Source organism: Collinsella sp. AF37-9 (assembly GCF_003475115.1).
GTDB lineage: Bacteria > Actinomycetota > Coriobacteriia > Coriobacteriales > Coriobacteriaceae > Collinsella.
The window spans coordinates 46354-67982 of the sequence record NZ_QROQ01000005.1 but is presented as its reverse complement, the minus strand read 5'-3'; the positions used below and the strand labels follow the sequence as shown (position 1 = coordinate 67982).

The window sequence follows — 21629 nt, the reverse complement described above, 5'->3', positions numbered from 1 at the left end:
CTATCGTAGAAGTTGCCGGCAAAACGAGACGGAAATGCTCTCCGCCAAGAGAAGCGCAAAGGCCCTCTCCGCAAAACGGAAAGGGCCCGCGCGCAATCAAGTGACTATTTTACTTGATGTTGTACTTAGCCATGAGGGCGTCAACGGTACCGTCGTCGGTCAGATCCTTGATGGCCTGGTTGATGTCGTCCTTGAGCTTGGTGTTGCCCTGGTTGATGGCGATGGCGTACTCCTCGCCGGTGCTGACCTGCTTGATGGTCTGGCAGGTGTTGAACTGCTCGGCGGTCAGCTGGCTAGCAACGGAGCGGTTGGTGACTACGGCATCGCCCTTATCGGACTGCAGGGCGCTGAAGCACTCGGTGGCGTCCTTGTAGGGGACGATCTTGGCCTTAGGGAAGTTCTCCTGGGCAAAGGCCTCGGCGGTCGATCCAGACTGGACGATGATGGTAGCGTCGGCGTTGTTGAGCTTCTCGCTGTAGTTGTCGGCCGTGATGTCGGTGTTATCGACCTTGGTCACGATAGCCTGATCGTCCATGTAGTAGGAATCGGAGAAAGTGACTTCCTTCTCACGCTCGGGCGTGTCAGTGATAGCCGCGATGGCGACGTCGTACTTGGCGCCCGAAGCAACGCCGGGGACGAGCGTGTCGAAGTCGTTGTTGACGTACTCGACATCCAGGCCCAGCTTGTCGCCGATAGCCTTGATAAGCTCAAGGTCAAAGCCCTGGTAGTCGCCGTTGTCATCCTTGTACTCAAACGGCGCGTACTCGGCAGAGGTGCCGACGGTGAGCGTACCGTCCTTGACGAGCGCGTACTCCTTAGAGCCGTCGACCTTCTCGACCTTAGCGTCGTCAGAGCTGCTGGAACCGGCATCAGAACCAGAGGTGGCGTTGGACGAACCGCAGCCCGTCAGAGCAAGGGCGAGCGCCATAGCACCCGTGGCGGCAAATGCGCCAAGCTTCTTCAGCTTCATAATCAGTCTCCTTCCGGTGACCTCGTTTGATTCAGAGGTCTGCAAAAACTGAGGGTTATTATGCACCCGCTTGTAGGAATCTGCAATGAGAAAACTGATTGAAACAAACCCATAACGTGAATGAAATACCCACTTTGTGACTGTTTATTACTGCTGCAATGACCTTAAGAGTTTAATTTCAGCCGCATAACCTGCAAGTTCGTTCGGTGTCTCCAAAATGAAAGGCAACGCACGCAGACGGTCATTCGATACAATATTCTGCATAACCTGCATACCGCCGCCAAGCTCCTCGCTACCAAGGTAGCCCTTACCGATGCACTCGTGACGATCTTTATGGGCGCCACAGGGGTTCTTCGAATCGTTGATGTGTACGGCACGCAAGCGGTCGATACCCACCACGCGGTCGAACTCGTCGAGTACGCCGTCCAGATCATGGATGATGTCGTAGCCGGCATCGCTCACATGGCAGGTGTCTAGGCAAACGCCCAACTTGACCGACAGCTCGGGGCGTTTGTCGGCAACGCCCTGGATGATGAGCGCCAGCTCCTCAAAGTTGCGGCCCACCTCGGTGCCCTTGCCGGCCATGGTCTCGAGCAGCACCGTCGTCTGCTGGCCCTCAAACATCACCTGACACAGGGTGTCGACAATCATCTGAATGCCGACGTCGGAGCCCTGTCCCACATGCGCACCGGGATGGAAGTTGTAGTAGTTGCCGGGCAGTGCTTCCAGACGCTGCAAGTCCTCGGCCATTGCCTCCAAGGCAAACTCGCGCGCCCGCTCTTTGGCAGAACAGGGGTTGTAGGTATACGGGGCATGCGCCACCAGCGGTCCAAAGTCGTTTTGCGCCATAAGCTCGCGCAGAGCCGCCACGTCATCCATGTCAAGGTCTTTCGCCTTGCCACCGCGCGGGTTGCGCGTAAAGAACGCAAAGGTATTGGCGCCAATGGATAGCGCCGTCTCCCCCATCGCCCGATAGCCCTTCGTCGTCGAAAGATGACACCCGATCGTCAGCATCTCCAACTCCCCCTCATCAGTTGCGGTGAAATAGTTCCTGTCGATGCCCTATTCTGCCGCAAACAGGAACTATTCCACCGCAACTTATAAAAGGGGCATCAGGAACGCGTTTTGCAAAAGGCTTTAAGCGCGGCCGTTACGGGGCCAGGCTGGAAACGTCGGCGCACATCGTCGAGACGCTCAGGGATATCGATGTGCTGCGGGCAGTGACGTGCGCATTTGCCGCATTTGACGCAATTGCTCACCAGCTTGGGCTCGTTCGTCCGCACCGCGCTCGCCGTAAAGTACTGCGATAGACCCGTAAACCAGCTGTGCGCATAGCTTGCGTTGTAGGCGGCAAAACACCCAGGGATATTGACGCCTTTAGGACACGGCATGCAATAGCCGCATCCCGTGCAGGGCACGCGATTCGATTTTTCAAACTCTCTCAGCACGCGTGCGATGGCATCGAGCTGAGCAGCCGTCATCGAATCCGGCAGGGCCCGATCGGCCAACGCCGCGTTCTCATCCACTTGCGCGGTATCAGTCATACCCGAAAGCAGCATCGTCACCTGAGGATGGTTCCACACCCACGAAAGCCCCCAGGCGGCAGGAGTGCGCAGATACGGGTCACGGGCGCCATCGAGCACAGCGCCTGCCCGCGGCGGCAGTTTACCCGCTAGACGACCGCCCAGCAGCGGCTCCATCACAAACACCGCAAGCCCGCGCTCCGCAGCCGCCATGAGTCCTGCCGTCCCCGCTTGGTAGCGCTCTCCAGCGTAGTTGTACTGGATCTGGCAAAAGTCCCAGTCATACACGTCAAGCATCGTGAGGAAGTCCGCGGCGCTGCCGTGGTACGAAAAACCTATCTGGCGAATACGCCCCGCGGCCTTTTGGCGTGCAATCCAGTCCTCGATACCCAACGCCACCACGCGCTCCCACTGCGCGGGCGAGGTGATGTTGTGCATGAGGTAGTAGTCGATATGGTCAGTCCGCAAACGGCGCAGCTGCTCGTCAAAAAAGCGGTCGAAATCCTCCGCACATTTGCACGAAGCGTGCGGCAACTTGGTCGCGAGCAAAATCTGGTCGCGTAGGCCTAGGCGCTCAAGCGAAGCGCCCACGCAAGCCTCGTTGCCGGGATAGAGATAGGCCGTGTCCAGGTAGTTAATCCCCTGCTCCACCGCACGGGAGATGATGGCGTCGGCCGTCTTCGCGTCCGGATGGCCCGGCGCACCGGGGAACCTCATGCAGCCCAGACCGAGAGCAGATATTCGGTTACCACTTTTGGGGTCAACGCGGTATTGCACAGACCCTCCTCTCCCATCGAAGCCCTGATAAGGCGAAACAAACCTGTCACGTCATCGAAACACATCGGAATCGCAATCGAGAACGTATCGTAACGCAGCAGAAATCAGGCCGTCACGGCACCGCTTTAACATCAGCAAAAAGCCCGATGAAAGGAGTAGCCCATGCCCGCGCTCGACCTTTGGAACCTCGCCTCCCAGCTCAAAAGCACCGATTATCGCTGGGTCGACCTCACCCATACGCTCTCGTGCGACACCCCGCACTGGTTTGGCTTTAAGCCGTTTGAGTCCACCAAGCTCTTCGACTACCTGCCCGGCACGTCCGAAGACATGCTCGCGCCCATGCGTTGCTTCCAGTATTCGGTCGCCTCGCAGTACGGCACCCACGTCGACGCACCGCGCCACTTCCATGTCGATGGCCGTTCCCTTGGCGAGATTAAACCTATCGAGTTTATGCATCCGCTCTGCGTAATCGACAAGCACGAGGAGTGCGCCGCAAACCCCGATTTCGTCCTGACCGTCGAGGACCTCAAAGCATGGGAGGATGAGCACGGTCGCATTCCCAAAGACGCTTTTGTCGCCTTCCGCTCCGACTGGTCCAAACTCGCCAATCTCGAGAACAAGGACGAGGACGGCCAGCCCCACTACCCCGGCTGGGACCTCGACGCCATCAAGTGGCTCGTTGAAGAGCGCAACATCGGCGCCATCGGCCACGAGCCGGCAGACACCGACCCCGCGTCCGTGACCACACGTGAGGACGCCTACCCCTACCCCGGCGAGCAGTACATCCTCTCGGTCGACCGTTACCAGATCGAGGTCATGGACCATCTAGACGAGCTTCCCGCCACGGGCGCTGTCATCTTCTGCACCTTCCCCAAGGTCCGCGATGGCGTCGGATACCCCGCGCGCGTTTTTGCGGTCTGCCCCGCGGCATAAGCGCACAGCGCAATAGTTTCTTTTTCATAACAGCAGCCCCGCGCGCTCACCAAACGCCCCGGCGGCATACAATCCATCAGGCGCCCCTTACGCGGGCGCCTTTTATATGGGGAGATGATTCGCATGCAGATCAACAAGATCGCCTTTATCGGCAAGGGCGGCGTCGGCCTGCTCTACGGCAGCATGATTGCCAAGGCCCTCGGCAATGACGCCGTCGAATACGTTATGGATGACGCCCGTTTTGAGCGTCACGCAAACGATGCGCTCACCGTCAACGGCAAGCCCTGTGCGCTCAAGTCCGTCCGCGCCAGCAAGGCAACGCCCGCCGATCTGGTCATCCTGACGGTCAAGACCACCGGTCTCGACCAAGCACTCAAGACTATGGAGCGCGTCGTGGGACCCAATACGCTCATCGCCTCGCTGTGCAACGGCATCACGAGCGAGCAAAAGATTGCCGAGCGCTTTGGCTGGGAGCATACCGTTCTTGGTATTTGCCAGGGCATGGACGCTGTGTTTCTCAACGGAGAGCTCACCTTTACCAACACGGGCGAAATCCGCTTTGGCGCGGCGGCCGGTACGGATCCCGCAGCCATCACCGCAATCGACGAGCTCTACACGCGCTGCGGCATCGCACACACCGTCGAGAGCGACATTGCGCACCGCATGTGGGCCAAACTCATGCTCAACGACGGCATAACCAGACCTGCATGGCCTACGGCGGCACGTACGGAAGTGCCACGGAGCCGGGCTCCGAGCAGCGTCGCTGCCTTGTTTCCGCCATGCGCGAAACGCTTGCGGTCGCCAACGCCGAGGGTGTTGAGCTGACCGAGGCAGACCTGACGCAGATGGTGCACCTCATCGAAGGAATCGATCCCGCCGGCATGCCCTCGATGGCGCAAGACCGCGTCGCGCGGCGCAAAACCGAGGTCGAGGAGTTCGCCGGCACCATCTGCCGTCTGGCGGCCAAGCACGATATCCAGGCACCGCAGAACGAATGGCTCTATCAGCGCATTCGCGATATCGAGGCAAGCTGGTAGCGCCCGACTCACCACGTCAACAGACTCAACAGCAAAGCCGCCGCAAGGGACACTCCCCTTGTGGCGGTTTCCTTCTTCATCTATAGCTAAAACCAGCTTCGCAGCTGTTAGAGTTGCGAGCCCCGCACACCATCCTCATCATCACGGCAAAGGACGACACCGGCGCTTCCCAGCGCAGCGACAGCAATCAGGGCCCCCACAACGATAGGAGCAGCTCCGCACAAGCCCTGCATGCCCGCGACAAGCGCGGCCGTAGGACCAAGACAACCAAGTGCAAGTGCGACGGCGGCAATAGCGATATCTCGAGCGTTCATAAGACCACTTCCTCCACGGGAAAGACCTTGCTTCTCATGACTTAGTGTGCCCCGCGCCCATATGCGCGGCGTACTGCCACGGTAAGCGCTCTGTTAACTCAAGCACGCACAAAAAACGGGCGTCCTTACGTTGCCCTAAAGCTCGGTAAAGACGCCCATCCGCCAAATATCCGTGTTGCAGAAAAATTACCAGCCAGTGTAGTAGTCGGTGGTTCCGGCAGCGCAGCCGGAGTCATAGACCTTGCACTCGCCCTTGGAACCGGTAAACGTAGAGCCTTGGGCCTTATCGCCCGCGGCAACGACGTAGTAACCATCGGAATCGCGCCAAAAGCCCTCGGAATCCTGCGTCCACTCGCCCGTGCGGTGGTGATACAACACGTTGCTGCTGTAATAAGTCTCGCGGCGGCCGTTATAGTTATTGACGCCGCTCGAGCGCGTCAGACCCGAGCCGTTCGCGTAATACGCAGCAGACGTATAAGACGAGCCGGAGCCGGCGTTGTAATACGAAGCCTGAACGGCCTCAGCGGCCTCGGCTTCGGCTGCGGCAGCCTCGAGCGCCTCGCGCTTGGCATCCTCAAGCGTGGAGCGAAGCTCGTCGAGCTCGGTCGACTTGGCGTCGACTTCCCCCATCGTCAACAGGCTACCCGCACCGTCGATGCAACCCTGCAACACAGCGCGCTCGTCATCGGTAGCATAGTCGCCATACATATTCATAATGATCTGAGCGCGCATCTCCAGGGAATCGCGCTTTGCCCCCATCGAGGCGTTCCACTCCTGCATAGAGCCATAACCGTCGCCGCGGTAGTCGACGGGCTGCACCAGCGTCGCCTCGGACGGCGCAGATCCGACCGTATCGGATAGTGTTGCCGCGTGGGCATCAGTTGCGCCGGCGCCCGCCAAAAGTGCCACGGTCAGAGCGGCGGAAAGGGCGGCGGCTTTCGGTTTTCGTGAATCGATCCTCATGTAGCTGGAAACCTCCGTAGTGCGTTTTTGCTGCGTTTGAGCTGCGTGTGATTTAATCGCGCTGCATAGTACCCCGAGCAAATCGCGACCTGCGGTTTTACTCAAAAGGCGCACGTCAATTGCGTAAAACTCACATCCTCTCAACAGGAGTTTTCCACATCTCGATTGCATAAAGCGTGTCAAAAACCCTGTTTTTGCACCCTCTCTATGCAAAAACGACGCCTGTGCAACCATTGTTCGCACAGGCGCCTTGAGCAGGCATTTTATGCAGTTATACCTATCGAGTCGCAAGGGGTCCTTGCACAAGTCGCCTTACTCGTCCAGCGCGGCAAAGGCCTGCTTCAGATCCCAAATGATATCCTCGGCGTTCTCGGTACCGATGGAAAGACGGATCGTGGAGGGCGTGATGTTCTGCTCGGCGAGCTCCTCGGCAGAGAGCTGGGAGTGCGTGGTGGTAGCCGGGTGCACGACGAGCGACTTGACGTCGGCCACGTTGGCGAGCAGCGAGAACACCTGCAGATGATCGATGAACTTCCATGCAGCCTCCTGGCCACCCTTAATCTCAAAGGTAAAGATCGAAGCACCGCCACGGGGGAAGTACTTCTGATAGAGCTCGTGATCGGGGTGCTCAGGCAGGCTCGGGTGATTCACCTTGGCGACGTGGCTGTCGCCAGCCAGGAACTCAACGACCTTCTTGGTGTTCTCGACATGACGGTCGACGCGCAGCGACAGAGTCTCGGTGCCCTGGAGCAGGACCCAGGCGTTGAACGGGCTGATGCAGGCGCCCTCGTCACGCAGCAGGATAGCGCGGACATAGGTTGCGAAGGCGGTGGGACCGGCAGCCTCGGCAAACGAAACACCATGGTAGGAGGGGTTGGGCTCAGCGATCTGGGCGTACTTGCCGCTCGCCTTCCAGTCAAAGTTGCCGCCGTCGACAATCACGCCGCCCAGCGAGGTGCCGTGGCCGCCAATGAACTTGGTTGCAGAGTGAACGACGATGTTGGCGCCGTGCTCCAGCGGACGGAACAGATACGGGGTGCCGAAGGTGTTATCGACGACGACCGGAAGACCATGCTTCTTGGCAATCTCGGAGATGGCGTCGATGTTGGGGATATCGGAGTTGGGGTTGCCGAGCGTCTCGAGATAGACGACCGTGGTGTTGTCCTTGATGGCACCCTCGACCTCGCCCAGGTTATGGGCGTCGACAAAGGTGGTCTCGACGCCAAACTGTGAGAGCGTATGCTCCAGCAGGTTGTAGGAACCGCCGTAGATAGTCTTCTGGGCCACCACATGGTCGCCGGCCTGGGCAAGAGCCTGCAGGGTATAGGTGATGGCAGCAGCACCGGAGGCGACGGCGAGACCTGCCGCGCCGCCCTCGAGTGCGGCGATACGGTCCTCGAAGACGCCCTGGGTGGAGTTGGTCAGACGGCCGTAGATGTTACCAGCATCGGCAAGACCAAAGCGGTCGGCGGCGTGCTGGGAGTTGCGGAACACATAGCTCGTGGTCTGGTAGATAGGCACGGCGCGGGAGTCGGATGCGGGATCAGCGCTCTCCTGGCCAACGTGCAGCTGCAGGGTATCGAAACCAAAGGTGTGCTCGGGGTTGTTGATGAACTGGCTCATGATGATCTCCTTGATCGAACAAAAGTAAATAAAAAGAGAGAAGTAAGTCGCTGTCTCCTGATCACGCCGACGGGCGCAAACAGGAGCCCGGCATTCGTCTTGGTAAGCAATTCATATGCGGTCCTCCTTTTGACATCCCGGTTCTGTGGTCGGCTTAATTACCTACCGCCTTTGTGTGTTTTGAATAGTACGAGCATCGTCTCCCCGGGTCAATCACTTAAAAGCGCTAACCTGTTATCGGTTTTGTAGATAACACTCGAAAGGATGGGCGTCGATGACCCTTCAGCAGCTTCGTTTTTTGATCGCCGTGGCAGAGTCCGGTTCAATCAACGCCGCAGCTCAGCGCCTCTATACGGCACAGTCCAATATCTCCAATGCCGTCAAAAGCCTGGAACAGGAGCTCCATCTGGAGATCTTTACGCGCTCCAGCCGCGGCGTCACGCTCACCAACGACGGCACCGAGCTTTTGGGCTATGCGCGCCAGGTCGTAGAGCAGGCCGACATGCTCGAGGCGCGCTACGAGGACGGCGGTACCCCGCAAGCCCGCCTCGCCATTTCCGCCCAGCACTACGCCTTTTCGGTCGAGGCCTTTGTCAACGTGGTCGAGCGCTGCCGCGACAGCAAGTTCGAGTTCATCATGCGCGAGACCACCACATCGCAGATCATCGATGACGTCCGTGCGTTTCGCAGCGATATCGGCATTCTGTATCTGGATGACTTTAACGCCCGCGTTCTGCAAAAGGCCTTCGCCGATGCCCGTGCAAGCTTCCATCCCCTATTCGACGCGACGGTCCACGTCTTCGTGAGCGAGCGCCACCCGCTCGCACGCCGCCCTCAGCTGTCCCTTGCCGACCTCACGCCCTACACGCGCTACAGCTTTGAGCAGGGAACCTCAAATTCCTTCTATTACGCCGAGGAACCGTTTAGCTATATCCCTTGCGACCGCAACATACGAATCTCGGACCGCGGAACACTTACTAACTTACTTATCACGTCGAACGGTTACACCCTGTCGACCGGCGTCCTCTCCAATGAAATGCAATGGGGTATGGCATCGATCCCGTTAGCAGACGCCCCAACGATGCGCGTAGGCTATATCATGCACGACGAGCGCAAGCCCTCTCCCCTCTTGCAGCAATACCTCGACGAACTCAACCGCATCATCCATGCCAACTAACTGTCGGAAGACGGGGTAGAAATCGTAGATTGCTAGCCCCCGGCGGGCATGGCGCTACAATGGTCACTCACACGAAACGTACCCAACGAAAGGAACCATGTGAAGGTCATCATCTATACCGACGGCTCGGCCCGATCAAATCCGGGACGCGGCGGCTACGGCGCCGTGCTCAAATACACCAACCCCGCCGGCAAGACCTTCACCTCCGAGCTTTCGCGCGGTTACGCCAAGACCACCAACAACCGCATGGAGCTCATGGCCGTTATCGTGGCGCTCGAGGCACTCAACCGCCCCTGCGAGGTCGAGGTCCATTCCGATTCGCAGTACGTCGTCAACGCCTTTAACAAGCACTGGATCGACGGCTGGAAAAAGCGCGGATGGAAAACCGCCAACAAGCAGCCCGTCAAGAACCGCGACCTGTGGGAGCGCCTACTCACTGCCAAAAGCAAGCACAAGGTTGAGTTCATCTGGGTTAAGGGTCACGCCGGTCACGAGCTCAACGAACGCTGCGATGAGCTCGCCACCACGGCAGCCGACGGCAGTAACCTCGATATCGACACCGGCTTTAACGAGAGCGACCTGTAATAGCGTTTTCGCACAGCTTTATATCCCCACGCGCTACACTCATCCTGTAGACCAAACAACGCAAGGGGGACGTATGCTGCGCATCGCGACCATCGGCACATCCATGATCACCGACGACTTTATCCAAGTCGTCAACGCCAACGACCAAGCCGCGTTTGTGGGCACGCTTTCACGCGATGCCAATCGCGGTGCTGCCTTTACCGCCGAGCGCGATGGCGAGCGAAACTTTATCTCACTCGATGAGCTTGCGGCAGCCGCCGACGTCGACGCCGTCTATATCGGCAGCCCCAACGCACTTCACTACGAGCAGGCCCTTGCCTGCATCGCCGGTGGCAAGCACGTCATCGTCGAGAAGCCCTTCTGCGCCACCGAAGCGCAGGCGCTGGAAGTCTTCCGCGCTGCCGAGGCAGCAGGTGTCGTGGCCCTCGAGGCCATGCGTCCCCTCCACGATCCCGCCTTCCACGCCATCGAGGACGCCCTGGGCGAGATCGCCCCCATCCGCCGCGCCTCATTGCGCTTTGGCAAATATTCCTCGCGCTACAACGAGATTCTCGCGGGACGCGCCACCAATATCTTCGACTGCAATATGGCATCGGGTTCCCTCATGGACATTGGCGTCTACACCGTCGAGCCCATGGTCGAGATTTTCGGCATGCCCTCCGGCCTTACGAGCATGACTACTCTGCTCGACCCCACCACGCGACAGCTCACGCACGGCCCCATCGATGGCTGCGGTTCCATCCTTGCCAGCTACGGCGGTGGCCGTATCTCCGTCGAGCTCGCGCACTCCAAAATTACGAATGACCTGCTGCCCTCGCAGATCGAAGGCGAGCGTGGCACTATCCAGATTGACCATCTGTCCACGCCCCGCAACGTCCGTATCGACTATCGCGGCGATGTCGTACGCGGATCGGCGACCGAGGCACTGCGCGAACAGGGCGGCAACGGACGCGCGCTCGACCTTCCCAAGTCAAGCAACACCATGGAATACGAGCTCGCGGACTTTATCACCGCCATCGACGGCATCGATAACGTTAAGGAAGAGATTTGGGAGACCCCGGCGGGACGCCACGAGCTTGGCCACTACCGCGATGTCACGCTCGTCTCACTGCGTATCATGGATGCCGTGCGCCAGCAGGCCGGCATAACCTTCCCGGCCGACGCAGGCAAGCAGGCATAGCGATGGGTCTCTTCGATACGTTCTTCTCCAGCGTCACCGGCGGCAGTCGAGAGCCTCAAAAACCATCAAACGTCGAGCTCGAGCTGCGCCGCAGGCTTACTGTGCTCGCAAGCGACGAGGCCACTCAAGACGCTCCCCTGCGCTATTTCCTGCGCTGGGAAGGGCAAGTCCAGGGCGTCGGTTTTCGCTTTACCAACACCAACCTCGCGCAGGCACGCGCACTCAGCGGCTGGGTGCGTAACATGGAAGACGGCTCAGTCGAGATGGAGATACAGGGGGCTCCGGCAAACATCCTATCTCATCTCGAGGCGCTTCATGCCTCCTACGAGCGCATGGGAACGCGTTTTCGCCTCGTAGACGCCCAGACCCGAGCCCCACTTGCCAATGAAGACGGTTTCATTCCTCGTTATTAGTATTGTGTGCTAAATACGGTATCATTTACCTACGACCGTTGATAGAAAAGAGGCGAGGCGCATGGCGGTGCAAAGAAGGAATACCAGGCAGCGAAAGCTGGTTCTCGACGCCGTGCGCCAAAGCTATAACCATCCCACCGCCGACGAAATCTACAACGTCGTGCGCGCGCAGGATGACAAAATCAGCCGTGGTACGGTCTACCGCAATCTCAATCTCTTGGCCGACGCTGGCGAGATCCTCTCCATCAAGACGCCGGGCGGCAGCCGCTTCGATCGCACGATCGAGCCGCATGCGCATATCATCTGCACCTCGTGCAGCCGCGTCATCGATGTACCGCTCTCCTTCGATGCCCAGCTCGACGCCAAGGCGTCCGAGCAAATCGGCTGGCACGTCACGTCGCACTACACCATCTTCGAGGGTCTCTGCCCCGACTGCCGATAAATGTTTGGGACATGCCTTAAAATCCACCTTTCCGCACTCTGTAGCAAAAAGTAGATTTCTAGGCATGTCCCAAATATCTACTCGGCAAGCAGGCGATGCAGTTCCTCTTCGACCGTGCGCGCGTAGCGGACGCGGTCGTTGATGCCGCGCATGGTGGGGTTGCAGCTCTCCATCAGATAGGGATGGCCCACGACGTTGAGCATGTCGCGATCGTTCTCATTGTCGCCAAACGCCATCATCTCATCGGGCGAAATCCCCAGGGCACGACCGTAATCGGCAAGCGCGGAGCCCTTGCCCGAACCGAAACCGATAAAGTCCGTCCATTCGGTTCCCGATGTCATGACATCGACTCGGTCGCTAAAGAGGCGCTCGAAATACTCCAAGGCCGCCGGCTGCTCCACCTCGGGCGTCTGGAAGGCAATCTTAATGACGTCCTCGTCGATGTCCTCGGGACGGTCGACCACCGCCGCGTCGCAGTGGACCTCATAGCGCAGGTGGTCAACAAACGCGTCATTGCCGCTCATGGTGTAGAGGCGCCCCTCACACGAAAGGGTCACGTCGGCATGGGGATACGCAACCACGGCGTTCGCGATATCCATAGCAAGGCTACGTTCCATGGAACGCTTGACAACGGCACGCCCCTCGCTCATCACCAGGGCTCCGTTTTCGCATACATAGGCGAGCTCATCGGCCACCGGGGCAAACAGGTAGCGCAAGCTCGCATATTGACGGCCACTCGCCGGCATAAACACGATACCGCGACGATGCAGCTCATCGATAAGCTCAAAGGCCTCGGAACGCGGCTCGCGCTCCCCCGGATGCAACAGCGTGCCATCCAAATCGCATGCAATCAGCTTGATTCCCTCAAGACCCATATGCTTTCCCCAAAGCCTCCTATCAACAGCAAGACGGACCTTGATTGGTCGCCCCTCAAAGCCCGTCTTACACATACGCGCGCTTAGCCGCGCGTCTTTTTTACGATGGTAAAGTCGGGAGCCATGCTCACGACGACCTCCGCCGCACTCGACTCAAAGCGCCGGGCCGCATCGAGTTCACGGGTAACCACCGAGAGCCGAACACCCTCGACACCCCGGAGCATGCGGCCCAAAACAGGCTGCACCGGCGTATACATGCGCACGGTATGCTCGTCCGAGTCGCCTCGGAAAATCGGCGCATGCATGTTGCCGATCTCCCAGCACGCATGCGCGAGCGCAATCGGGTCCATGCGGTCAACTTCGACCAAATAAACCTCGGCACTGCGCAGGCGCACGACAACCGCCACGGGCGCCATGCCCGAACGGTCGATGGCGAGCACGTCACCATCGGCAAGACGACCGTCGTCGGCAGCATCCAGCCGAACATCGACTGTGCGCCCCAGCTCCGTCACACCCACAAACGCGCATACATCAGCCTGGTCCCAATCGAGCAGCAGCTCGTCAACCTCAAAGACACCGCCCAGCTCCCGGCGAAGCAGGAGTTCATAGGACGGATCGTTGAGATTTCCCAAGCATGTCGTCGAAACCAAGCGTTCAGGCATACTCTAGCCCTCGACCTCGACGAGCTCGATATCAAAGTTGAGGTCCTTGCCGGCCAACTCGTGGTTGGCGTCGAGCGTCACGGCCTCGGGCGTCACGTCGATGACCACGGCGGGGACGGGCATGCCGCTCGGCGTGGACAGGAAGAGCTTCATGCCCTTCTCGATCTGCTCGATATTGGGAACCTGTACGGCCGGGAAGGTAATAACCATCTCGGGGTTGTGCTCGCCGTAGGCATCGGCAGCAGGAATGTGCACGGTCTTCTTCTCGCCCACCTGCATGTCGACAACAGCGGCGTCGAAGCCCTTGATCATCTGGCCGGCGCCGCAGGTGAACTCCAGCGGCTCGCCGCGATCGTAGGAGCTATCGAACTGCGTACCATCGTCGAGCGTGCCGCGATAATGAGTCTTGACCTTCTTGCCCTGGTTGGACATGGTAACCTCCGTGATAAGGGCGGCGCACAACGCGGGCCGCCGTGAACATATGGCGCTAACTATACCCTAGTCATACAATTCAAAGACAGTTTGCAAAGAAACGCTGCAACCGGAGGAACCATGGCATATCCCGTATTTGACCTACACTGCGACACCGCCGACCGCATCGGCTGGGCCACGCTCGATCTCGACCTGCGCTTTACCGCCGGCACCGACGGTTATTTCCCCGGCGACGAAACGCATCCGCAAGATTTCGACCTCATCGAGGGCAACGCCTGCGCCATCTCGCTCGCAAAGATCGGCAACACGCCGTGGGCACAGTGCTTCGCCACATTTGTCCCCGACGAGATTCCCACCGCCCACGCCGCGCGCTTCCAGGCGCAGATCATGGCACACATGAGCGGCCAAGCAATGCTCAACCACGACCGCATGGTCAACGTACGCAACGCCGCAGACATTCGCCCCGCGCTCAAAGACGGCAAGGTCGCCTGCATCCACACCATCGAAAACGCCACGTTCTTTGCCGAGGACCCCGCGCTGATCGAGGTGCTCAAGAGCCTGGGCGTACTCATGTCATCACTCAGCTGGAACGCGCAGGGACCGCTCGCGAGCGGCCACGACACCCACGCCGGTCTCACCGCCGCCGGCATCGAGGCACTTACGCAGATGGAGCACGCCGGCATGGTACTTGATGTCTCCCACCTCAACGATGAGTGCTTTGACGAGGTTGTCGCCCACGCCACGCGTCCCTTCGTCGCCAGCCACTCCAACTCCCGTGCGGTTTGCGGCGTCAAACGCAACCTTACCGACGACCAGTTCCGCACCATTCGCGACATGGGTGGCATCGTCGGCCTCAACTACTGCAGCGAGTTCCTTTCCAACGACGCAACCGACGAAACCGCCGCAGACGTCACCTTCGACCAGCTGGCGGCACATATCGAGCACTGGCTCGACCTGGGCGGCGAAGATGTCATCGCACTCGGCGGCGACTGGGACGGCGCCAAGGTACCCGACTTCCTCTCTGATGCCAGCAAGATGCCCGAATTCCAGAACATGCTCTCCAAGCACTTTGGCAAGACCGTGATGCAGAAGCTCTGCAGCGACAACGCGCTCGCCTTCTTCGAGCGCTATTAAGAGCGCAATTAATTTCGCATCCCTTGAGCGGCCCGGCATGCCGAGCGGTCGACATGCCGGCCCGTCCCCAATCTGAAGGATCACATTTGACGCAGCAATTTACGATTTCCGTACCCCGACCGGATGGAACGCTCATCCCCGTCGTCGTTACCAAAAAGCGCGTCAAGAACTTTAACCTACGCGTCACATCGAGCGGCGAGGTCCACGCCAGCGCACCGCTCGGCGCCAGCCGCGAGCGCATCGAAGCGTTTGTGAAGCGCAACAGCGCCTGGATTATCAGCCGACTTGCCCAACGTGAGCAACGTCAGGCAACAGCGCGAGAGCCGCTCAGCCCATCGTCCATCATTGCACTTTGGGGCAAGCCCATCACGGTACAGGACGCACTCGATCACAACTTTGCATCGCCCGCACCGCGACCCAAGCAGGCCACCTTCGCAAGTTTTATGGGTACCGACGAATCGGACGAAAGCCCACAGGCCAAGCGGCGCGCAATCCTCGACGGCCTAACGTCCGACGAGCTCCAAGCCCACATCGACCAGCTCTACGCGTCCGAGGTCACCGCAGCGCTACGCGACATCGTGCACGCGTACGAAATCGCAATGGGCGTCACCGTGGCCCGCGTCTCCGTGCGCAGCATGAAAACGCGTTGGGGCTCCTGCACACCCAAAACCGGCGCCATTCGTATCGCACGCGAGCTCGCCGCCTACCCTGTCGAATGCCTCGACATGGTTGTCGCCCACGAGCTCGTCCACTTGCTCGAGCCAAGCCACAATCAGCGCTTTCACGCCCTGCTCGACACGTACTGTCCCAACAATAGAGCACTGTCTCAGCGGCTCAAGCAGCCACCCCTCAACAAGCTCTAGCGTCGACTAGCGCACGCGCTCGATCTCGACGCCGCAGCTTGCCAGGGGCAGGCCAACAGGAGCCCACGGCTTATCGAGCTTTATGCGCACACCAAGCAGCGAGGGATAACGGCGCAGCAGCATCTGGGCTGTCCCCTCGGCTGCCGCCTCGATGAGCTTAAACGTATGCTCGCGCAGATAGCCATCGACATCGTGGCACACCGAGCCGTAGTCAATCGAGGCGTCCAGGTTATCGTGCTCCCCCGCCGCGCGCAGGTCGGCATAGAGCACCAGAGAAACGATGAACTTCTGACCCAGCGCGTTCTCCTCGGGATACACGCCATGGTTGGCAAAAACCTCCAGGCCGTCAATGAAAATACGATCGGCATGGCGCAAATCGTCATAGCTCACGTGAGGCACCGCCGTTGCGGTGGATATTTCGCCCCTTCCACGGCGGGCGAGCTCGGCGCCTTCGGTCTTGGTTGCATTCTCGGGCAGTTTCTTGTTACTCAACGCGATCGTCTCCTTCGTTTAGAACCCCGACCGCGCAAACTAACTACACGCGAATCGACAGGTTCTTTTTATCATCGCTCCAGTTGCAAGCGTTGCGCGCGGGGCATGCAAAGCAGGCACGCGACGCTTTGTCGGCTGCATAGAGCAGACGCTCAAGCGGTTGGCTGTTCACGCGCAGCTTTCGATGGCCCAGAATGGCCGTCTTAATGGCTGCGGCATCGGCCGGCTCAAACGCCACGTCATCGGGCATGCCGCCGAGAATCGCATCAGCGACGCGTTCGCTTGCAACATCATGGGATATACCCGATTCATACTGTTCATCTTTGCCGATATCGTGAAGAAGTGCTGTGGCGTAGATGACCTCGCGGTCAAATTCGAGCTGCTCCTCGAGATTCTTGATCCACATAATGCGCGCGACATCGAGCAGATGGTCAATACCGTGGCGGCAGAAGATGCGCCCCGATTCCAACTGTGCAATGTTGCCCAGGTGCCGCCGGAACAGCCCGTTGGCACAAATGTAATCAATGCGAGGCATGGCACCAAAGGGGGCCAGGCCCGAAGCCATAAAGCCGCGACGCGACGTCCCCTCATCGGTCTTCGATGTAAAGTCGTTGACGACTCTCATGGTTAGCGGCCCAGCATCCTAAAGAAACGCTCCTCGAGCGCGGGATCGGTCTCAAAGACGCCGCGGCGAGCAAGCGTCACGGTCTTGGTGCCGGGCTTTTGCACGCCACGCATCGTCATGCACATATGCTCGGCCTCCATCAACACAATCGCTCCCTGGGGAGCGAGATACTCCATGAGGGCGTCGGCAACCTGCGCACACAGCTGCTCCTGCAGCTGAAGACGGCGGGCATAAACCTCAACCGTGCGGGCGAGCTTGGAAAGCCCAGCCACCCGACCGTTAGGGATATAACCAATGGCGGCCTTGCCATAAAACGGCAGCAGATGATGTTCACACAGCGAGTAGAACGTGATATCGCGCTCGATAACCAAATCGTTCGAAGCGACGGCAAAGGTTTTGGACAGGTGCTCCTCGGCACTTTGGTCCATACCGCCGACGATCTCACCATACATACGGGCAACGCGCGCCGGAGTCTCCAGCAGGCCCTCACGAGTTGGATCCTCGCCTACGCCCTCAAGCAACAGCTTAATGGCGGCCTCGACTTTTTCCTGATCGACCATCTGGGCCTCACTTTTCCGATTTCACGTTCGCGCTATGGTACCACGCCCTCCGGCATCGACCACAAGCTACATAGTATGGGTCGAATAGACCGGATCATCGCGCCAAAGTTCAACCGCATCACAAAGCGCAACGCCCTCGCGCTCAGCACGGGCGCGCGTAGCGTTCATATCGATCACGCGCTGGTTGCTCGAGCCCCTAAAGCGCAACGAGATATCGTACAGATCTTGAACAAACGGACCGTCCACCAACATGTCGAGGCAGGCAAGGATGCGGTCCGTCACCTCGGTATGATGACGACCGCCCGGCATAAGCTCCTCGAGTACGTCGCCAGTAAAGCACCAAATAGTCTTCCCCGACCCCACTGGATAGGCCGCGCGAACACGCTCAATGAAATCAACGAGCCCCGCCTGGTTCTCGGGTTCCATGGGCTCCCCGCCCAGAATCGTCAGGCCATCAATAAAGGGATGATCGAGACTCTCGATGATTTTGTCCTCGACGGCACGATCGAACGGCTTGCCCGCAGCAAAGTCCCACGCGACAGAGTTAAAGCAGTTCTTGCACCCACGACGGCACCCGCTCACAAACAGAGAAGTACGAACGCCTTCCCCATCAGCAATGTCGAAATACTTAATGTTCGCGTAGTTCATAAGTAACCTTCCTGGGGGTCTGGAGCATATCATCCCGTCCTCAAACATTCTCGGCCTTCGGCCTGCGAAACTGCGGGCGGGACGATATGCTCCAGACCCCTCGCGAGCGATACTCGGTGAACGAAGCGAACATCGAGTATAGGGTTCGAGGTCTAATAAAAACTTTGTTGCAGCTCAACCGCTATCGCAAGCAAATCGCAGCTGCAGCTCGAATTATTTCCGCTAAGAACTTCGAGGAGTGAGCAGACCGCATACTGCATCTCAGCTACGTCAACTTGGCTGAACCGAGGGGGCCGCTTGGGCTTTTGCTCGATATGGGTTCCGCACGCAAAGAAGGCCACTTAATGTGGCCTTCGTCTTGCGCAGGACTGTCCGAAATAGCGAGCAAATGTCCAAGCGGCCCTCTCGGTTCAGCCCCGAAGCGGTACTAGAGATGCAGCACGCGGTCGCGGATCTCCTCGGTTCGACCCTGGTTCCAGAATTGGGTACCGATGTAGCCGCACGTACGGCGAGCGACGTTCATCTTCTCCTGATCGCGGTTGCCGCAGTTGGGGCACTCCCACACCAGCTTGCCGTCATCCTCGACAATCTTAATCTCGCCATCGTAGCCGCACACCTGGCAGTAGTCACTCTTGGTGTTGAGCTCGGCGTACATGATGTTGTCGTAGATGTACTGCATCACGCGAATGACAGCCTTAAGGTTGTCCTGCATGTTGGGAACCTCGACGTAGGAGATAGCACCGCCCGGCGAAAGCTGCTGGAACATGCCCTCAAACTTAAGCTTATCGAAGGCATCGATCTCCTCGGACACGTGGACATGGTAGCTGTTGGTAATGTAGCCCTTGTCCGTCACGCCCGGAATAATGCCAAAACGACGCTGCAGGCACTTGGCGAACTTGTAGGTCGTCGACTCAAGCGGGGTGCCGTACAGCGAGAAGTCGATATCGCTTTCGGCCTTCCACTCGGCGCACTTGTCGTTCATGTGCTGCATGACGGCCATGGCAAACGGCGTGCCTTCCTTCTCGGTGTGGCTGTGGCCCGTCATGTACTTGACGCACTCATACAGACCGGCGTAACCCAAGCTGATGGTGGAGTATCCGCCCACGAGCAGCTTGTCGATCGTCTCGCCCTTCTTAAGGCGCGCCAGGGCGCCGTACTGCCACAGAATCGGTGCGGCGTCAGAAAGCGTGCCCATCAGGCGCTCATGACGGCACAGCAGGGCACGATGACACAGCTCAAGGCGTTCGTCGAAGATCTTCCAGAACTTGTCCATGTCCTGATGCGAACTCAGCGCGACATCGGGCAGGTTGATGGTCACAACACCCTGGTTAAAGCGACCATAGTACTTAGGTTTGGTCGGGTCATAGTTCAGCGCATTGGCAACATTGTTAAAGCCGTTGCCCGAGCGGTCGGGCGTCAGGAAGCTGCGACAACCCATGCAGGTGTAGCAATCGCCGTTGCCCGCGGTCTCGCCCTTCGACAGCTTGAGCTCGCGCATCTTCTTCTCGGAGATGTAATCGGGCACCATGCGCTTGGCGGTGCACTTGGCAGCCAGCTGGGTCAGGTAGAAGTACGGGGAATTCTCGTGAACGTTATCGTCCTCGAGCACATAGATAAGCTTGGGGAATGCCGGGGTAATCCACACGCCGGCCTCGTTCTTAACGCCCTCGTAGCGCTGGCGAAGCGTCTCCTCCACGATCATGGCAAGGTCGTGCTTCTCCTGAGGCGTACGGGCCTCGTTAAGATACATAAAGACCGTCACGAACGGCGCCTGGCCATTCGTGGTCATAAGGGTCACGACCTGATACTGAATCGTCTGGACGCCGCGACGGATCTCGTCACGCAGACGGTCCTCAACGACCTCACGGACCTTCTCGGCAGACGCAGAGACGCCAAGCTCCTCGAGCTCGCGGGCAACCTCGCCGCGAATCTTCTGACGGCTTACCTCGACAAACGGAGCCAGGTGGGTCAGCGAAATCGACTGACCGCCGTACTGGGAAGAGGCGACCTGGGCGATAATCTGCGTCGCGATATTGCAAGCAGTCGAGAAGCTGTGCGGCTTCTCGATCAGCGTGCCCGAGATAACGGTGCCGTTCTGGAGCATATCCTCCAGGTTCACCAGGTCACAGTTATGCATATGCTGGGCGAAGTAGTCCGAATCGTGGAAGTGAATCAGGCCCTCGTTGTGGGCATCCACGATCTCCTGGGGCAGCAGCACGCGTTGCGTCAGGTCCTTGGAGATCTCGCCGGCCATATAGTCGCGCTGAACGGAGTTGACGGTCGGGTTCTTGTTGGAGTTCTCCTGCTTGACCTCTTCGTTATTGCACTCAATCAGCGACAGGATCTTGTCATCGGTCGTGTTCTTTTGGCGCTTCAGGCTCTGAACATAGCGGTAGATGATGTAGTGGCGGGCGACCTCGTAGCAGTCGAGACGCATAATCTCGTCCTCGACCAGATCCTGGATCTCCTCGACCGATACGGTGTGGCCGGCCTTCTCACATGCCTCGGCGACGTTTTGTGCCGCATAGATCACCTGGCGGTCGGTAAGGCGAGAGCCTTCCTCGACCTCCAAGTTTGCGGCGCGGATCGCATTGACGATCTTATCGATGTCAAAGGTAACCTCGGTGCCGCTGCGCTTGATGATCTTCATCCTCTTGCCTCTTTCGCATCGTAGCCTCATTGCGCTTCAGAGCCAAACGATGCCCGGCAGGGTTTGACCCTGTCTTGCGGCGCCGTTGCGCAATCTGTGTTCTCGATAACCATAGGCCCTCATGCGGACAATCCTCGCAACCAATCCAGGGGCTCAAAGATCCATCCAAATAATGGGGCGAATAAGGTTCTCGTTCTCTGTCCGCCATCTATCATACGACAAAGAGGCATCTATATCCTGTATTCTTTTTTTAGGCCAAACACAACATATAGTGTTTCAGCAGGTCAAAGCAATTGGTCAATTTGCAGACGCATTATAAATGAAGGCCTCTTGGCAGGCTGCTAAAACGTTATCAACCCAACTACCTGCACAGCAGTTTTGAAACCCCCTCAACCGTGCCGCCGCCAAATAGCACCAAAACCAAGCCGCTCACGCCAAAAGAATCCAAAAGATTATGCTTGACCAACATGTTGCGGTCATGATGGGCCAGGACACATGCAATCTGCCGGCACCCCTACGGGATGCGAAGACCATCGCGTACGGACCTTGGATCAATATTTGATGACTTATTTGGCGGCGCGCTTGGTGGCAAAAAACAAAACAGCCCAGAGGACATTGCCTCTGAGCTGCGAACATTTGGTGGGCGTTAGAAGATTTGAACTTCTGACCTCTTCCGTGTCAGGGAAGCGCTCTCCCCCTGAGCTAAACGCCCAAATGGAGCGGACAACGGGGCTCGAACCCGCGACCCCAA

Annotated in this window: 24 protein-coding genes and 1 tRNA gene; 10 read left to right on the top strand and 15 right to left on the bottom strand. The window is 58.7% G+C overall.

Annotation, left to right across the window (positions count from 1 at the left end):
- Positions 1 to 109: 109 nt before the first annotated feature.
- The 3 genes from DW024_RS02870 to DW024_RS02860 form a co-directional block, all read right to left on the bottom strand.
- Positions 110 to 970, bottom strand: coding sequence for an ABC transporter substrate-binding protein (locus DW024_RS02870; RefSeq protein ID WP_118376924.1), 861 nt, complete (start codon positions 968 to 970; stop codon positions 110 to 112).
- A 147-nt stretch (positions 971 to 1117) separates the two neighbouring features.
- Entirely contained in the window at positions 1118 to 1984 is an 867-nt protein-coding gene (locus tag DW024_RS02865) for a deoxyribonuclease IV (RefSeq protein WP_118376923.1), read from the bottom strand.
- Positions 1985 to 2082: 98 nt separating this feature from the next.
- Positions 2083 to 3270 carry an aldo/keto reductase gene (locus DW024_RS02860; RefSeq protein WP_118376922.1) on the bottom strand — a complete coding sequence of 396 codons (1188 nt, stop codon included), beginning with the start codon at positions 3268 to 3270 and terminating at the stop codon, positions 2083 to 2085.
- Between the two features lie 162 nt (positions 3271 to 3432).
- Between DW024_RS02860 and DW024_RS02855 the strand changes: the two genes are divergently transcribed.
- From DW024_RS02855 to DW024_RS10245, 3 genes are all read left to right on the top strand, one after another.
- Complete coding sequence (locus DW024_RS02855) at positions 3433 to 4203, top strand: cyclase family protein (RefSeq protein WP_118376921.1); 771 nt, start codon at positions 3433 to 3435, stop codon at positions 4201 to 4203.
- Between the two features lie 123 nt (positions 4204 to 4326).
- Positions 4327 to 5028, top strand: a complete 702-nt coding sequence (locus tag DW024_RS02850; protein ID WP_233541315.1) for a ketopantoate reductase family protein — start codon at positions 4327 to 4329, stop codon at positions 5026 to 5028.
- Positions 4911 to 5240, top strand: a complete 330-nt coding sequence (locus DW024_RS10245) for a ketopantoate reductase family protein (RefSeq protein ID WP_233541314.1) — start codon at positions 4911 to 4913, stop codon at positions 5238 to 5240. Before DW024_RS02850 ends, DW024_RS10245 begins: the two co-directional genes overlap by 118 nt.
- Positions 5241 to 5347: 107 nt before the next feature.
- On the opposite strand, the gene DW024_RS02845 is transcribed toward DW024_RS10245, so the two are convergent.
- The 3 genes from DW024_RS02845 to DW024_RS02835 all read right to left on the bottom strand — a co-directional run bounded on the left by DW024_RS02845 (position 5348) and on the right by DW024_RS02835 (position 8140).
- Positions 5348 to 5554: a hypothetical protein gene (locus DW024_RS02845; RefSeq protein WP_118376920.1), complete on the bottom strand. Its 207-nt coding sequence runs from the start codon at positions 5552 to 5554 to the stop codon at positions 5348 to 5350.
- Positions 5555 to 5740: 186 nt separating this feature from the next.
- A complete protein-coding gene (locus DW024_RS02840; RefSeq protein WP_117583890.1) occupies positions 5741 to 6517 on the bottom strand; it encodes a hypothetical protein in 777 nt (258 codons plus the stop codon).
- Positions 6518 to 6829: 312 nt separating this feature from the next.
- The gene (locus tag DW024_RS02835; protein ID WP_118376919.1) at positions 6830 to 8140 is read right to left on the bottom strand and encodes an O-acetylhomoserine aminocarboxypropyltransferase/cysteine synthase family protein; all 1311 of its coding nucleotides are present in this window, start codon (positions 8138 to 8140) and stop codon (positions 6830 to 6832) included.
- A gap of 274 nt (positions 8141 to 8414) precedes the next feature.
- On the opposite strand from DW024_RS02835, the gene DW024_RS02830 reads away from it, so the two are divergent.
- The 5 genes from DW024_RS02830 to DW024_RS02810 all read left to right on the top strand — a co-directional run bounded on the left by DW024_RS02830 (position 8415) and on the right by DW024_RS02810 (position 11937).
- Positions 8415 to 9317: a LysR family transcriptional regulator gene (locus DW024_RS02830; RefSeq protein WP_117757381.1), complete on the top strand. Its 903-nt coding sequence runs from the start codon at positions 8415 to 8417 to the stop codon at positions 9315 to 9317.
- A 48-nt stretch (positions 9318 to 9365) separates the two neighbouring features.
- Positions 9366 to 9902, top strand: a complete 537-nt coding sequence (rnhA, locus tag DW024_RS02825) for a ribonuclease HI (protein WP_117848769.1) — start codon at positions 9366 to 9368, stop codon at positions 9900 to 9902.
- A gap of 73 nt (positions 9903 to 9975) precedes the next feature.
- Positions 9976 to 11082 (top strand): Gfo/Idh/MocA family protein, encoded by a 1107-nt coding sequence (locus DW024_RS02820; RefSeq protein ID WP_118376918.1) that lies wholly within the window; start codon positions 9976 to 9978, stop codon positions 11080 to 11082.
- Positions 11083 to 11084: 2 nt separating this feature from the next.
- Positions 11085 to 11495: an acylphosphatase gene (locus tag DW024_RS02815; RefSeq protein ID WP_118376917.1), complete on the top strand. Its 411-nt coding sequence runs from the start codon at positions 11085 to 11087 to the stop codon at positions 11493 to 11495.
- A 61-nt stretch (positions 11496 to 11556) separates the two neighbouring features.
- Positions 11557 to 11937, top strand: a complete 381-nt coding sequence (locus DW024_RS02810; RefSeq protein WP_199576914.1) for a Fur family transcriptional regulator — start codon at positions 11557 to 11559, stop codon at positions 11935 to 11937.
- Between the two features lie 77 nt (positions 11938 to 12014).
- Here the strand turns inward: DW024_RS02810 and DW024_RS02805 are convergent, their stop codons facing one another.
- The 3 genes from DW024_RS02805 to DW024_RS02795 form a co-directional block, all read right to left on the bottom strand.
- Complete coding sequence (locus DW024_RS02805; RefSeq protein ID WP_158572153.1) at positions 12015 to 12812, bottom strand: HAD-IIB family hydrolase; 798 nt, start codon at positions 12810 to 12812, stop codon at positions 12015 to 12017.
- A gap of 83 nt (positions 12813 to 12895) precedes the next feature.
- Positions 12896 to 13474: an urease accessory protein UreE gene (locus DW024_RS02800; protein WP_118328634.1), complete on the bottom strand. Its 579-nt coding sequence runs from the start codon at positions 13472 to 13474 to the stop codon at positions 12896 to 12898.
- A gap of 3 nt (positions 13475 to 13477) precedes the next feature.
- Positions 13478 to 13906, bottom strand: a complete 429-nt coding sequence (locus DW024_RS02795) for a peptidylprolyl isomerase (protein ID WP_118376915.1) — start codon at positions 13904 to 13906, stop codon at positions 13478 to 13480.
- Between the two features lie 120 nt (positions 13907 to 14026).
- Here DW024_RS02795 and DW024_RS02790 point away from each other — a divergent pair, with 120 nt between their 5' ends.
- Positions 14027 to 15040: a dipeptidase gene (locus DW024_RS02790; protein ID WP_117716537.1), complete on the top strand. Its 1014-nt coding sequence runs from the start codon at positions 14027 to 14029 to the stop codon at positions 15038 to 15040.
- Between the two features lie 86 nt (positions 15041 to 15126).
- Positions 15127 to 15903: a M48 family metallopeptidase gene (locus tag DW024_RS02785; protein ID WP_158572151.1), complete on the top strand. Its 777-nt coding sequence runs from the start codon at positions 15127 to 15129 to the stop codon at positions 15901 to 15903.
- 6 nt (positions 15904 to 15909) lie between these two features.
- Here DW024_RS02785 and folB read toward each other — a convergent pair whose 3' ends face one another.
- From folB to DW024_RS02755, 6 genes are all read right to left on the bottom strand, one after another.
- On the bottom strand, positions 15910 to 16395 hold the full coding sequence (gene folB / locus DW024_RS02780; RefSeq protein WP_199576913.1) for a dihydroneopterin aldolase: 486 nt from the start codon (positions 16393 to 16395) through the stop codon (positions 15910 to 15912).
- A 43-nt stretch (positions 16396 to 16438) separates the two neighbouring features.
- Positions 16439 to 17020, bottom strand: a complete 582-nt coding sequence (locus DW024_RS02775) for an HD domain-containing protein (RefSeq protein WP_171021502.1) — start codon at positions 17018 to 17020, stop codon at positions 16439 to 16441.
- Between the two features lie 2 nt (positions 17021 to 17022).
- Positions 17023 to 17580, bottom strand: a complete 558-nt coding sequence (gene folE, locus DW024_RS02770) for a GTP cyclohydrolase I FolE (RefSeq protein ID WP_118376913.1) — start codon at positions 17578 to 17580, stop codon at positions 17023 to 17025.
- Positions 17581 to 17646: 66 nt separating this feature from the next.
- Positions 17647 to 18228, bottom strand: coding sequence for an anaerobic ribonucleoside-triphosphate reductase activating protein (gene nrdG, locus DW024_RS02765; protein ID WP_118289145.1), 582 nt, complete (start codon positions 18226 to 18228; stop codon positions 17647 to 17649).
- 427 nt (positions 18229 to 18655) lie between these two features.
- Entirely contained in the window at positions 18656 to 20878 is a 2223-nt protein-coding gene (nrdD, locus tag DW024_RS02760) for an anaerobic ribonucleoside-triphosphate reductase (protein WP_118081896.1), read from the bottom strand.
- A 637-nt stretch (positions 20879 to 21515) separates the two neighbouring features.
- A tRNA-Val gene (locus DW024_RS02755) sits at positions 21516 to 21590 on the bottom strand.
- Positions 21591 to 21629: the final 39 nt, after the last annotated feature.